The organism is Mycobacterium sp. E1214 (assembly GCF_001666755.1).
In the GTDB taxonomy this organism is placed as follows: domain Bacteria; phylum Actinomycetota; class Actinomycetes; order Mycobacteriales; family Mycobacteriaceae; genus Mycobacterium.
Genome location: NZ_LZJC01000093.1, coordinates 66,449 through 80,182 on the forward strand (window position 1 = coordinate 66,449; position 13,734 = coordinate 80,182).

Consider the following 13,734-nt stretch of genomic DNA (forward strand, 5'->3'; position numbering starts at 1 on the left):
AGGGACGCGCGGCGTGAGCGTTCGTGGCCGCCGGAAAGCGCGGATAAGGTCATATGGTGCCGACCAACAATCACGCTTCAGAAACAGGCGTTGCCGGTGACAGGCCAAGACTCGCCACCGTGTGGCCGGGAAACCCCTATCCACTCGGGGCCTCCTACGACGGCGCCGGCACGAACTTCTCGTTGTTCTCCGAGATCGCCGAGAGGGTCGAGCTGTGCCTGATCGACGACCAGGGCGACGAGGCGCGAATCCCCCTGGACGAGGTGGACGGTTACGTCTGGCACGCGTATCTGCCCAACATCACGCCCGGCCAGCGGTACGGCTTCCGCGTGTACGGCCCGTTCGACCCCGCGGCCGGCCACCGCTGCGACCCGAGCAAGCTACTGCTCGACCCGTACGGCAAGGCGTTTCACGGCGAATTCCAGTTCGGCCAGGCGTTGTTCTCCTACGACATGGGCGCGGTGCGGGCCGGCGGTGACGACGCCGACCCCGGCACACCGCCGATGGTCGACTCGCTGGGCCACACCATGACCAGCGTCGTGAGCAACCCGTTCTTCGACTGGGGGTCCGACCGGGCGCCGCTGACCCCCTACCACGAGACGGTCATTTACGAGGCCCACGTCAAGGGCATGACCCAGACGCATCCCGCCGTGCCCGAGGAGCTGCGGGGCACCTACGCCGGGCTGGCCCATCCCGCCGTCATCGAGCACCTCAAGTCGCTCAACGTGACGGCGTTGGAACTGATGCCGGTGCACCAATTCATGCACGACTCGCGGCTGCTGGACCTTGGTTTGCGAAACTACTGGGGCTACAACACCTTTGGCTTCTTCGCCCCGCACAACCAGTACGCCGCCAACCGCAATTCCAGCGTTGCCGAGTTCAAGTCCATGGTGCGCAGCCTGCACGAGGCCGGCATCGAGGTCATCCTCGACGTCGTCTACAACCACACCGCCGAGGGCAACCACCTGGGCCCCACCATCAATTTCCGGGGCATCGACAACGCCGCGTACTACCGGCTGGTGGACAGCGACCTGCGCCGCTACCGGGATTACACGGGCACCGGCAACAGCTTGAACCCGCGACACCCGCACGTCCTGCAGCTCATCATGGACTCGCTGCGCTACTGGGTGACCGAGATGCACGTCGACGGATTTCGTTTCGACCTGGCCGCCACGCTGGCGCGCGAGCTGCACGACGTCGACCGGTTGAGCGCCTTTTTCGATCTGGTGCAACAGGATCCGATCGTCAGTCAGGTCAAATTGATCGCCGAGCCGTGGGACGTCGGCGAAGGCGGATATCAGGTCGGCAATTTCCCGGGTTTGTGGACCGAGTGGAACGGGAAGTATCGCGATACTGTGCGCGACTACTGGCGGGGCGAGCCCGCAACTCTTGGCGAGTTCGCTTCCCGGCTGACCGGGTCGTCGGACCTCTACGAGGCGACCAGCCGGCGGCCCAGCGCCAGCATCAACTTCGTCACGGCGCACGACGGGTTCACCCTCAACGATCTCGTGTCCTACAACGAGAAGCACAACATGGCCAACGGCGAGGACAACCGCGACGGGGAGAGCCACAACCGCTCCTGGAACTGCGGCGTCGAGGGGCCCACCGACGATCCGGAGGTGCTGGACCTGCGGGGCCGCCAGATCCGCAACTTCTGGGCCACCCTGATGCTCAGCCAGGGCACGCCGATGATCGCCCACGGCGACGAGTTCGGGCGCACCCAGCAGGGCAACAACAACGTCTACTGCCAAGACTCCGAATTGTCTTGGATGGACTGGTCTTTGGTGGACAAGAACGCCGAGCTGCTCGCCTTCGCGCGCAAGGTGACCGCGCTGCGCAAGAGGCATCCGGTGTTTCGCCGCCGCAGGTTTTTCGACGGCAAACCGATCCGCACCGGCGACGAGGTGCGTGACATCGCCTGGCTGACACCCGACGGCCAGGAGATGACGCCCGACGACTGGAACAAGAGTTTTCACATGTGCGTCGCGGTGTTCCTCAATGGCGAGGCCATCACCGCGCCGAACGCGCGGGGTGAGCGGGTCGTCGACGACTCGTTCCTGTTGTGTTTCAACGCCCACGCCAAGGATATGGAATTCGCCATCCCGCACGACGACTATGCCCAGGAGTGGACCGTGGAGTTGGACACCAACGAGCCCGCCGGCGGCGCCAACCGCGTGGTGGCGGCCGACGAGACCATGACCGTACCGGCGCGCTCGGTGCTCGTTTTGCGTAAGACCCTGTGACGCATGGCATCTCAGATAGTTTCGACCTACCGGTTGCAGCTGCGCGGGGCGTCCAGCGGGTTCGGCTTCACCTTCTCCGACGCCGAGAAGTTGCTGGACTACCTCGATGAACTCGGGGTGAGCCACCTCTACCTGTCGCCGATCATCACGCCGGTCCGCGGGTCCACCCACGGCTACGACGTGGCGGACCCCACCAGCGTGTCCGACGAGATCGGCGGCGCCGACGGCCTGGCGCGACTGTCGGCGGCGGCGCAGGCCCGCGGCATGGGCCTGGTCGTCGACATCGTGCCCAACCACGTCGGCGTCGACCAGCCCCAACAGAACCCGTGGTGGTGGGACGTCCTGCGCAACGGCCGCTCGTCGCAGTACGCGACGTTCTTCGACATCGATTGGGACCTCGACGACGAGGGCCGAATCGTGTTGCCCGTCTTGGGTTCCGACGACGACGTCGCCGACCTGACCGTCGACGGCGACCTGCTGCGGTTGGGCGACCTGGCGTTCCCCATCGCCGACGGCACCGGTGCGGGCACCGGGCCGCAGGTGCACGATCGCCAGCACTATCGGCTGGTCGGCTGGCGCAACGGCGTCTGCGGGTATCGCCGGTTCTTCTCCATCACCTCGCTGGCCGGGCTGCGCCAGGAGGACAAGGCGGTGTTCGACGCCAGTCACGCCGAGGTGGCCCGGTGGTTCGCCGAGGGCCTGGTCGACGGGCTGCGCATCGACCACCCCGACGGGTTGTCCGACCCCTGCGGCTACCTGGCGTGGCTGCGCGAGCTGGTCGGCCCGCAGGCCTGGATCGTCATCGAGAAGATCCTGGCCGTCGACGAGGCGCTGGAACCGACCCTGCCCGTGGGCGGCACCACCGGCTACGACGTGCTGCGGGAAGTGGGCGGCCTATTCGTGGACCCGTCCGGGGCGCCGGCGTTGACCGAGCTGGTCGAGACGGCGGGCCCGGCGTACGACACGATGCCCGCGCGGTTGGCCGAGTTAAAGATCCGGGCGGCCAAGGTGACGCTCGCCAGCGAGCTGGCCAGGCTGCGCCGGGCCGTCGTCGCCGCGGCGGGCACCGATGACCCGCTGCTGCCCGAGGCCGTGGCGGCGCTGCTCACCGACATCGGGGTCTATCGGTCCGATTACCCGTCCCTGGCGGCCATCCTGCCCACGGCGTTGGCGAATACCCAAGCGGCGCAACCGGAACTGGGCCCCGCGCTGGAGGTGCTGGCGGCCGCGCTGGCGCACGGCGGTGAGCCCGCCACGCGGCTGCAGCAACTGTGCGGCGCCGTCACCGCTAAGGCGGTCGAGGACTGCATGTTCTACCGCGACGCGCGGCTGGTCTCCCTCAACGAGGTCGGTGGTGAGCCGCACCGCTTCGGCGTCGGCGCGGCCGAGTTTCACCACAGCGCCGCCACCCGCGCCCACAACTGGCCGCAGGCGATGACGACGCTGACCACCCACGACACCAAGCGCGGCGAAGACGTGCGCGCCCGCATCGGCGTGCTGTCCCAGGTGCCGTCGTTGTGGACCGAGTTCGTCGCGCGGTGGGAGGCCGCCGCCCCTTCCCCGGACCCGTCGACGGGACAATTCCTGCTGCAGAACATCTTCGGGGTGTGGCCGGTGTCCGGTGAGGTCACCGACGAGCTGCGCGAGCGGCTGCACGCCTACACCGAGAAGGCCATCCGGGAGGCCGCCGCGCACACCACATGGAACGACCCGGACGCCGCGTTCGAGGGCGCGACGCACCAATGGCTGGACAACGTGCTCGACGGGCCGGTGGCCGGACAGCTCACCGAGCTTGTCGCGCAACTTAATCCGCACGCCGCCAGCGATGCGCTCGGGCAGAAACTGTTGGCGCTGACGGTGCCCGGCATTCCCGACGTCTACCAGGGCACCGAGCTGTGGGACGACAGTCTGGTGGATCCCGACAACCGCCGGGAGGTCGACTACGCGACCCGCCGCGCCGCGTTGCAAGCGTTGGAGCACCCCAAGATCCGGGTCGTCACCACCGCCCTGCGGGTGCGCAAGGCGCGGCCGGACACCTTCCTGCGCGGCGCCTACACCCCGGTCCTGGCCGACGGCGACGCCGCCGACCACGTGGTGGCGTTCCGCCGCGGCGACGACGTCCTGGTCGCGGTGACCCGCTGGACCGTGCGGCTGGCCGAAACCGGTTGGGGCAACACCGTCGTGCCCGTTCCCGAGGGGCGTTGGACCGACGCGCTGACCGGTTCCATGGTGAGCGGACCGACCGCGGCCGCCCAGCTCTTCGGAGAGCTGCCCGTCGTCTTACTGGAGCGCAGCCATGACTGACTTTCGCGTGTGGGCACCCAAACCGGAGCGGGTCCGCCTCGACGTCGAGGGGCAGGTCCATCCGATGACCCGCTCGGAGGACGGCTGGTGGCACGCCGCGGTGGACGCCGCGCAGGATGCACGCTACGGCTTCCTGCTGGACGACGACACCACCGTGCTGCCCGACCCTCGATCGGCCCGGCAACCCGATGGCGTGCACGAGCGTTCGCAACTGTGGCAGCCCAGCCACGCCTGGACCGACGGCGACTGGGCCGGCCGGTCGCTTGAGAACGCGGTGATCTACGAGCTGCACCTGGGCACCTTCACCGACGCCGGTACCTTCGACGCCGCCATCGAAAAGCTGGACTACCTGGTGGATTTGGGTGTCGACTTCGTCGAGCTGATGCCGGTGAACTCCTTCGCCGGCACCCACGGCTGGGGTTACGACGGGGTTCTGTGGTACAGCGTGCACGAACCCTACGGCGGCCCGGACGGCCTGGTCCGATTCGTCGACGCCTGCCACGCGGCGGGCCTGGGTGTGCTGATCGATGCGGTGTTCAACCACCTCGGCCCGTCGGGCAACTACCTGCCCAAGTTCGGGCCCTACCTGTCGTCGGCCAGCAACCCGTGGGGCGAGGGCATCAACATCGCCGACGCCTATTCCGACGAGGTGCGCCGCTACATCATCGGGTGCGCGTTGCGTTGGATGCGGGTCTTCCACGCCGACGGCCTGCGGCTGGACGCCGTGCACGCCTTGGTGGACACCACCGCCATCCACATCCTGGAGGAGTTGGCCGCCGAAACCGAGCACCTGGCACGGGAAGTGGGCCGCCCGCTGTCGTTGATCGCCGAAAGCGACCTCAACGATCCGCGGCTGATCACCGCCCGCGAGCGCGGCGGCTACGGCCTGACCGCGCAATGGGCCGACGACATCCACCACGCCATCCACACCGCGGTGTCGGGGGAACGCCAGGGCTATTACGGCGACTTCGGGTCGCTGGCCACGCTGGCGAAAACGTTGCGCCACGGCTTCTTTCACGCGGGTACCTACTCGTCGTTCCGGCACCGGCGGCACGGCCGTCCGATCGACACTTCGGAAGGCTCCGGGATTCCGGCCACCCGCCTGGTCGCCTACACCTGCACCCACGACCAGGTGGGCAACCGCGCGCTCGGCGATCGGCCGTCACAGAACCTGACGGGAGGCCAGCAGGCAATCAAGGCCGCGTTGGCGCTCGCGACCCCTTTCACCGCAATGCTTTTCATGGGTGAGGAGTACGGGGCCTCCACACCGTTCCAGTTCTTCAGCTCGCACCCGGAGCCGGAGTTGGCGAAGGCCACCGCCGAGGGTCGCAAGGCGGAATTCGCCGAACACGGGTGGGACGCCGACGAGATCCCCGACCCGCAGGACCCGCAGACGTTCGCCAACTCCAAACTCAACTGGGACGAGGTGGACTCGGGTGAGCACGGCCGGGTGCACCGCTTCTACCGCGAGCTGATCGCGTTGCGCCACAACGACCCCGACCTGGCGGACCCGTGGCTCGACCATCTCGCGGTCGACTACGACGAGGCCGAGCGTTGGATCGCCGTCGTGCGCGGCACGTTGCGCATCGTGTGCAACCTGGGTGAGCAGCCCGCGCGGGTGCCGGTCACCGGCGAGGTGGTGCTCGCGTGGGACGAACCGGAGGTCGGCGGCGACGCCACGGTCGTGCCGGGCCGTTCGGTCGCGATTCTGCGCTGTGGATAACTGATTGGCGGGCGCGCGGCGCACCGCCGATGATGCGCCCATGAGTCATTCAGAGTTCGGCCGCAGGCTGCGGCGGATCGGTTTTCGCAGTCCGGATCGCCGCGTGACGAGGAGCGATCCAGGGTCGGCCCGGCACACGGTGCGCAACGATGCGCCGTCGCTGCGCAGCGTGGAGCTGTTGTGGACCGGTCCCGGCATCGGCGACCAGCAGGACTGACGCCGGTCACACGCTGGGGCGGCCGGTGCCCTGCACGGCCGCGGCGACCGCCCGCGCCAGCGGCTCGACCTCTTGCGGCGCGAGGTCGGCCACGGTGATGCGGATGCCGGGCGGGGCGGTGATGCGGAACCGCGCGCCGGGGGCCGCGGCCCAGCCGGCGGACAGCAGGCGGGTGATGGCGACCGTCTCGTCGGCCACCGGCACCCACACGTTCAGCCCGGACCGCCCATGCGCGACGATCCCCTGCGCGGCCAGCGCGGCGCACAGCCCCTGGCGGGCGTCGCCGTAACGTCGTTCCGCCGTGGCGATCTGGCGTGCGGCGGTCCCGTCGGCCCACAGGCTGACGGCGAGGTGCTGCAGCAGGTGACTCACCCAGCCGGGTCCGAGGCGCAGCCGCCCGTGCACGCGCTCGACCGTGCGCTGATCCCCGGCCAGGACCGCGACCCGCAGGTCGGGCCCGTACGCTTTCGACGCCGACCGCACGAAAGCCCACCGGCGGGTGCAGCCGGCCAGTGGGTGCAGCCGCGCGCCGGAGATGCCCGCGCAGTGGTCGTCCTCGAGCACCAGCACCTCGTCGGCCCGGCGGCCCAGCAGGCCGCGCAGCGCGTCGGCCCGCGGCGCCGAGACCGCCGCCCCGGTGGGATTCTGCGCCCGCGGGGTGACGATCACCGCGCGCACGCCGCGGTCCAGCGCGGCGGCCAGGTCCGCGACCAGCGGGCCGTCGTCGTCGACGCGCACGGGCTCAGCCGAAAGACCCAGCGCGGCAAGCAGATCCAGCATGTTGGCCCAGCCCGGGTCCTCGACGGCGACCCGGTCGCCGGGCCGCAGATGCGCGGTGAGCGCGCGTTCGATGCCGTCGAGCGCACCGCTCGTCACGGCCAGGTGCGCCGCGGGAACGCCGTCCGCGGCCAGCACCCGGCGCGCCCACTCCGTCAGCTCGGGCGTCATTGCGGGCTCCCCGTAGAGCACCGGCCGGGCGGCGGCCCGGTGTGGGAGCGCGGCGCCGCCGATCGGTAGCAGCGCCGGATCGGGATTGCCGGTGGACAGGTCGCGCGCGCCGGCCGGGACGTCGAGCCCAAGCAGCGAACGCGGCGTGGTCGCCGGGCGGTGCCGGACCCGGGTGCCGCGCCGGCCGGCGGTCTCGACGGCCCCGCGCTGGCGCAACAGCCGGTAGGCCGCGGCGGCGGTGTTGGCGTTGACGCCGAGTTGGGCGGCCAGTTCGCGCACCGGTGGCAAGGGATCACCCGGCGCCAGCGAGCCGGCGGAGATCGCGCCCTCGACGCTGGCCGCTATCGCTTCCGCGCCGGCTCCCGTTATGCTGTTTTGTACTGGCACGCAGTTAAGTATGTACTAGAACAAAAATAAGGGCAATGCCGTGGACTCCGCTTACCGGGCGAACCCCCGCACCACCCCGACCCGCTACCGGGACCGCGCACGCTACGACCGCGACCTGGTGCACGGGATCCTCGACGAGTCGTTGATCTGCCACCTCGGTTACCTCGCCGGCGGACGGCCGGTCGTGTTGCCGACGACGCACGCCCGGCTCGGCGAGACCCTGTACCTGCACGGTTCGTCGGGCAGCGGGCCGATGCTCGCGGCCAAGGCGGCGCCCGCGGGGCTGCCGGTGTGCGTGACGGTCAGCCTGCTCGACGGGCTGGTGCTGGCCCGCGCCGCGATGCACCATTCGGTGAACTTCCGCTCGGTCGTGGTGCTGGGCGACGCCCGGCTGGTCGACGATCCGGCGGAGAAGACGCGGGCGCTGGCCTGCCTGCTCGACCACCTGGCGCAGGGCCGGTCCGCCGACTGCCGGCCGCCGGACGCGCGCGAGCTCGCCGCCACGGGGGTGCTCGCGCTGGACCTCGTGGAGGTATCGGCGAAGGTGCGCGCGGGCGGCCCCGTCGACGATGCACCGGATCTCGCGCTGCCGCACTGGGCCGGGGTGGTGCCGCTGCGCGTCGTGGCCGGTGCGCCGGTGCCCGCGGCGGACCTGGCCGCCGCGACCGCTCCGCCGCGATATCTGTCCTAGAAAAGCAGGTAGCGGTAGGCCGGCGACCCGGGCTCGAGGCGTTCGAAGTGCACCTCGGTGGCCCGGACCCGGGCCAGCAGGCCGTCCAACTCGGCCGAGGACCCCAGCTGGATGCCGACCAGCGCCTCACCGGTTTCCCGGTTGTTGCGCTTGACGTACTCGAACAGCGTGATGTCGTCGTTGGGCCCGAGCACCTCGTCGAGGAAGCGGCGCAGCGCGCCGGGTTCCTGCGGGAAGTCCACCAGGAAGTAGTGCTTGAGGCCGAGGTGCACCAGCGAGCGCTCGAGCACCTCGCCGTAGCGCGAGACGTCGTTGTTGCCGCCGGAAATCAGGCAGACGGCCGTCGAGCCGGGCTCGATGTCGGCGTCGAGCAGGCCCGCCACCGACAGCGCCCCCGCGGGTTCGGCGATGATGCCCTCGTTTTGGTAAAGGTCCAGCATGGCGGTGCAGACCGCGCCCTCGTCGATCGCGGTGATCGAGACCATGTCGCCCGCGGCGGCCAGCGCCGCGTAGGTCAGCGCGCCGGCCCGCCGCACGGCGGCACCGTCGACGAACTGGTCGACGTGGTCCAGCGTCACGGGGCGTCCTGCGGCCAGCGCCGCCATCATCGCCGCGGCGCCGGCCGGTTCGACGCCCAACACCGCCGTGTTCGACGTCCGCTCGGCGAGGTAGGTGGTGATGCCGGCGATGCAGCCGCCGCCCCCCACGGGGACCACCACGAGGTCGGGCTCCCCGATGGCGAGCTCGTCGAGCTGGTTCAGCAGCTCGACGGCGATGGTGCCCTGCCCGGCGATGGTGCGCAGGTCGTCGTAGGGCGGCACCAACGTGGCCCCGGTGCGCTCGACGTCGGCCAGCGCCGCCTCGGCCGCCAGGTCGTAGGTGGTCCCGCCGACGATGAGGTCGATGAAGTCACCGCCGTGATAGCGGATGCGGTCGCGCTTCTGTTTCGGGGTTTTCGCCGGCACGTAGACGCGGCCGTGCACGCCGAGCGTGCGGCAGGCGTAGGCGAAGCCCTGCGCGTGATTGCCGGCCGAGGAGCACACCACGCCGGCGGCCAGTTCCTCGCGGGACAACTGCACCAGCAGGTTGTAGGCGCCGCGCAGCTTGTACGAGCGCACGATCTGCAGGTCTTCGCGCTTGAGGTACACCTGGGCGCCTGTGATCGCCGACAGCCGGTCGCTGAACTGCAGCGGGGTGGGCGAGACGACGGGAGCGATCCGCTGAGCCGCGCTGTCGATGTCGGCGCCGGTCAGGGGCGACACGGTGCGGCTCTGGCTCAGTTCGGCGGACACCGATCAATGGTGCCATGCCGAGCGGCCCGGCCAGCCGTGTGGCGGTCAGCTCACCGGCGTGAGCACGAAGACCGGAATCTGCCGGTCGGTCTTCTTCTGGTACTCGGCGTAGTCGGGCCAGGCCTCGACGGCCCGCTCCCACCAGGTGGCCTTCTCGTCGTCGAAGACCTCGCGGGCGTCGTAGTCGCGGGTGACGGCGCCGTCCTGCAGTTCCACGCGGGGGTTGGCCTTGATGTTGTGGTACCAGACCGGGTTCTTGGGCGCCCCGCCCAACGAGGCGACGACCGCGTACTCACCGTCGTGCTCGACGCGCATCAGCGGGGTCTTACGCAGCTTGCCGGTCTTCGCGCCGACGGTGGTCAGCACGATGATCGGCTTGCCCTTCATGTCCGCGGCGTCGGATCCGCCGGACGCGGTGTACTTGTCGGCTTGTTCGCGGGCCCAGTCCCACGGGCTCGGGGCGTATTCACCTGAAAGCGGCATGGTTCCACTGTAGGGCGGTGCATTCGCGGCGCGCCGGCACTCTCCGGAGGCAGTGGCGAAGTGCCCGCCTCACAGCGACAATCGGAGCGCCCGCCACCGGCACCCCACGTTGTCGCTGTGAGGCGGGCACAAATCCGCATGCCTCCCGCGCGGTGACGCGTGGGGTGCCCGGCCTACGGCCCGGGCGCCGTGAGGTAGTGAGCGAGCACGGGGCGTAACCACGCCGTCAACGCCGCCTCGTCCATGGCGGCCAGTGCCGGCACACCGACGACGAACCGGGCCATCGCGATGCCCAGCACCTGCGAGCCCACCAGCGCGGCCCGCTCGGCGGCCCGGTCGGGCGTGACGGTGGCCAGCGCCGGCGCCACCTGCTCGGCGAACACCTCGAGCAGCGCGTCGGCGGCGCTGCGATTGGTCGCGGCCGCACGCAGCAACGGCAGAAACGACCCCTGCGGGTCCCACACCGCGACGAACACCGGCACCAACACCTCAGCCAGCCGCTCCGGCTGGACTCCGGTGAGGTCGGGCATGTCGATCTCGAGGCGTGACACCGCCGCGAAGAGGTCAGCCTTGCTGCCGAAATAGTGCATGACGAGCGCGGGGTCGACGCCGGCCTCGCCCGCGATCGAGCGGATGGTCGTGCGCTCGAAGCCGTGCGCGGAAAACTGCGCTCGCGCGGCGTCCAGGATCGTCGCGCGGGTGGCCTTGCCGTCACGGGTCGTGGGAGCCATGGCAAAAAGTGTATTCAACAACCGTTGACATGACTAGCGTCGGGGCCTACGGTCGGGTTCAACAGTTGTTGAAACGAGGGGCCGCCATGACAGTCATCGTCATCCAGATCGGGCTCGATCCCGACGTCATCGACTATGCGTCGCCGGAGTTCGCGCAGTTCGCCGGCCTGTCGCGCGACGCGCTGCGCACCGCCAACGACGACAATGTGGCGGCCCTGCACGCCGCCGGCTACCGGGTGGACAACTGCCTGGTCGACGTCGGCGACGCGGGCGCCGAGAAGGCCCGGCGCTGGCTGGCGGCCACGCGCTACGACGCGGTGCTGATCGGGGCCGGCATTCGCCTGGTCGCCGGTAACACGCTGTTGTTCGAGGCCATCGTCAACGCCGCCCACGCCACCCAGCCCGGCTGCCGGTTCGTGTTCAACCGCGCGGCCGAGTCCACGCCCGGCGACATCCGTCGCTGGTTCCCCGAACCGCAAGGAGCGCTCCGATGACGCACGACGTCGACGTTCTGGTGGTCGGCGCGGGCCCGACCGGCCTCACCGCCGCGGGCGACCTGGCCCGGGCGGGCCGGTCGGTGACCGTGCTCGACCGCTGGCCCACCGAAAACCCGTCCAGCCGCGCCTTCGCGACCATGGCGCGCACCTTGGAACTCTTCGACGCCCGGGGAATCGCCGACGAGGTCCTGGCCCTGGGCCATCACGCCCCGGGCGTCCGATTGTTTGGCGACGCCTACCTGGACCTCACCCACCTCGACTCGCGGTACCCGTTCGTGCTGGTCACACCGCAGACCAACATCGACGCGGCGTTGCGCCGCTACGCGCTGACCCAAGGCGTTGAGCTGCGCCGCGGCGTCGAGGTCGTCGCCCTGACCCAGGACGCCGGCGGCGTCACCGTCACCGCACGGCCCAAGGACGACGACGATCCCGGGCGGCGCGAGACGTGGCGGGCCCGCTACGTGGTGGGCGCCGACGGCGCCCACAGCACGGTCCGGGCACTGGTGGGCGCCGACTTCCCCGGCAAGACGGTGCTGAGCTCGATGGTGCTGGCCGACGTCAAGCTGGCTCACGGGCCCGCGACCGCGGGCCTGACGGTGGGCACCGCCCACGGCGCGCTTGGGTTTCTGGCCCCCTACGGCACCGCGGACGGAACGTGGTACCGGGCGATGGTGTGGGATCGCCGCCACCAGGTCCCCGACACCGAACCCGTCGACGACCCGGAGATCGTCCACACCCTGGCCCGGGCCCTGGAGGCCGACTTCGGCGTGACCGAAATCAGCTGGAAATCCCGGTTCCATTGCGACGAACGGCAAGTCGAGAACTATCGGCACGGCCGGGTGTTCCTGGCCGGTGACGCCGCGCATGTGCACTCCCCCATGGGTGGGCAGGGCATGAACACCGGCATCCAGGACGCCGCCAACCTGGCCTGGAAGCTCGACGCGGCGCTCGGCGGGGCCGATGACGCCCTGCTGGACACCTACCACGACGAACGGCACCCGATCGGCAAACGCGTGCTGTTGCAGTCCGGGCTGATCGCCCGCGCGGCCACGCTGCACCCACGGCCGGCGCGCGGAATGCGAGACCTGTTGGCGCCGAGGCTCCTTCGTGTACCGACAGTGCGCGATGCGGTGGCCGGCAGCTTCGCGGGCACCGGCCTGCGCTATGGCCGGCGCGGGCTCGTGGGCACCCGCGCCGAGCAGATACCGCTGGCTGGGGCGCGGCTGGCCACCCTGCAGCGCACTGGAAGTTGGGTGGTCGTCCGCGAGCGCGGCGCCGCGCCCGTCGCGGCGCCCGGGCTGGTGCAGGCGCAGCGCACGGATCGCGGCCCGACCGTCGTGGTGCGCCCCGACGGCTACATCGCGTGGGCTGGGTCCACCCGCCGGTTACCCGACCCGCCGCGGCTCGTCGCGGCGCTAGCTACGGCCGAGCCTCGGGCTGCCGCGCGGTAAAGGAGCGAAGACGGCGCCGGGTCTGGTGTTCGGGGGACCCTGCCTCCCCGTCGGCGTGCTTGCCCCGCGTGTACTTGCCCTGCCACGGGCCGTCCGTCGCGGCCGGCTCGCCGTCGCCGCGCCCCAGCGCGCCGCGCGACGCCAGGAAGGCCTCGTGCTTGGCGTGGACGTCCTCGTCCGCCTCGATGGGCATCATCTCCGGGACGAACTCCTCGAGCTCGGCCCGTCGCTGCGGCACGATCATGCAGATCGGCTCGTCGACCTCGAACCGCACCGGCATGTACTCCCGGGTGAACTTCCAGTTCATGCTGAAACTGGACGTGGCCCAATCCGTCTCGACGATGCCCTCCAGCGGGTAGACCGCGTCCTTCGGATAGTTCGACGGTCCGCGGACCAGCAGGTTGTAGCCCGGCGGCGTGCGGAACAGCATCGGCAGGTGCCAGGTCAAAATCCCGTACCCGAAGTGGCTGGACGGCAGGAACTGCCCGGGGCCGCGCCTGTCGGGCGCGATCGTCACGGCCGTCCGGTCGTTGCCGCCCATCCAGGTCGCGGTGAACGCGGACGGGTTGCGCACCTCCCAGCCGCTCTGGTTGGCGATGAGCATCGGCAGACAGCGGTGCGGCCAGCCCTCCCTCATCTCGGCCATCCAGGTCCTGTTCACCGGCGCCGGGGTGATCGGCGGCGCGATCTCGTGCGTGAGGTAGGCCGTCAGCGGACGGGTCTGTCCCTCGGATGTGTCACTCATCGTGTCCTCGAGTTGCCTGGTC

Annotated in this window: 11 protein-coding genes; 6 read left to right on the forward strand and 5 right to left on the reverse strand. The window is 70.3% G+C overall.

Translation table 11 applies throughout. From position 1 onward, the window contains the following. Positions 1 to 53 precede the first annotated feature (53 nt). From glgX to treZ, 3 genes are read left to right on the forward strand one after another with little or no spacing between them, the layout of a single operon-like run. Positions 54 to 2,243 (forward strand): glycogen debranching protein GlgX, encoded by a 2,190-nt coding sequence (gene glgX, locus A5700_RS13155; RefSeq protein ID WP_068067039.1) that lies wholly within the window; start codon positions 54 to 56, stop codon positions 2,241 to 2,243. 3 nt (positions 2,244 to 2,246) lie between these two features. Continuing rightward, positions 2,247 to 4,547 (forward strand): malto-oligosyltrehalose synthase, encoded by a 2,301-nt coding sequence (treY, locus tag A5700_RS13160; RefSeq protein ID WP_068067042.1) that lies wholly within the window; start codon positions 2,247 to 2,249, stop codon positions 4,545 to 4,547. After that, positions 4,540 to 6,270: a malto-oligosyltrehalose trehalohydrolase gene (gene treZ / locus A5700_RS13165; RefSeq protein ID WP_068067046.1), complete on the forward strand. Its 1,731-nt coding sequence runs from the start codon at positions 4,540 to 4,542 to the stop codon at positions 6,268 to 6,270. The genes treY and treZ overlap by 8 nt, the downstream gene beginning before the upstream one ends. 223 nt (positions 6,271 to 6,493) lie before the next feature. Here the strand turns inward: treZ and A5700_RS13170 are convergent, their stop codons facing one another. Then, positions 6,494 to 7,822: an aminotransferase class I/II-fold pyridoxal phosphate-dependent enzyme gene (locus A5700_RS13170; RefSeq protein WP_068067051.1), complete on the reverse strand. Its 1,329-nt coding sequence runs from the start codon at positions 7,820 to 7,822 to the stop codon at positions 6,494 to 6,496. A gap of 40 nt (positions 7,823 to 7,862) precedes the next feature. On the opposite strand from A5700_RS13170, the gene A5700_RS13175 reads away from it, so the two are divergent. Then, positions 7,863 to 8,513: a pyridoxamine 5'-phosphate oxidase family protein gene (locus tag A5700_RS13175; RefSeq protein ID WP_068067053.1), complete on the forward strand. Its 651-nt coding sequence runs from the start codon at positions 7,863 to 7,865 to the stop codon at positions 8,511 to 8,513. On the opposite strand, the gene ilvA is transcribed toward A5700_RS13175, so the two are convergent. The 3 genes from ilvA to A5700_RS13190 all read right to left on the reverse strand — a co-directional run bounded on the left by ilvA (position 8,510) and on the right by A5700_RS13190 (position 11,019). After that, positions 8,510 to 9,805 (reverse strand): threonine ammonia-lyase, encoded by a 1,296-nt coding sequence (gene ilvA, locus A5700_RS13180; RefSeq protein ID WP_068067056.1) that lies wholly within the window; start codon positions 9,803 to 9,805, stop codon positions 8,510 to 8,512. The two genes, A5700_RS13175 and ilvA, sit on opposite strands and share 4 nt — an antisense overlap. Positions 9,806 to 9,850: 45 nt before the next feature. Further along, entirely contained in the window at positions 9,851 to 10,288 is a 438-nt protein-coding gene (locus A5700_RS13185; RefSeq protein ID WP_068067059.1) for a nitroreductase family deazaflavin-dependent oxidoreductase, read from the reverse strand. Positions 10,289 to 10,461: 173 nt separating this feature from the next. Continuing rightward, complete coding sequence (locus tag A5700_RS13190; protein WP_068067062.1) at positions 10,462 to 11,019, reverse strand: TetR family transcriptional regulator; 558 nt, start codon at positions 11,017 to 11,019, stop codon at positions 10,462 to 10,464. An 86-nt stretch (positions 11,020 to 11,105) separates the two neighbouring features. Between A5700_RS13190 and A5700_RS13195 the strand changes: the two genes are divergently transcribed. Together A5700_RS13195 and A5700_RS13200 are read left to right on the forward strand one after the other, a co-directional pair. Beyond that, the gene (locus A5700_RS13195; RefSeq protein ID WP_068067068.1) at positions 11,106 to 11,513 is read left to right on the forward strand and encodes a hypothetical protein; all 408 of its coding nucleotides are present in this window, start codon (positions 11,106 to 11,108) and stop codon (positions 11,511 to 11,513) included. Next, positions 11,510 to 12,967: an FAD-dependent oxidoreductase gene (locus A5700_RS13200; RefSeq protein ID WP_068067070.1), complete on the forward strand. Its 1,458-nt coding sequence runs from the start codon at positions 11,510 to 11,512 to the stop codon at positions 12,965 to 12,967. The genes A5700_RS13195 and A5700_RS13200 overlap by 4 nt, the downstream gene beginning before the upstream one ends. On the opposite strand, the gene A5700_RS13205 is transcribed toward A5700_RS13200, so the two are convergent. After that, on the reverse strand, positions 12,936 to 13,712 hold the full coding sequence (locus tag A5700_RS13205) for a DUF6065 family protein (protein ID WP_068067133.1): 777 nt from the start codon (positions 13,710 to 13,712) through the stop codon (positions 12,936 to 12,938). The two genes, A5700_RS13200 and A5700_RS13205, sit on opposite strands and share 32 nt — an antisense overlap. Positions 13,713 to 13,734 lie beyond the last annotated feature (22 nt).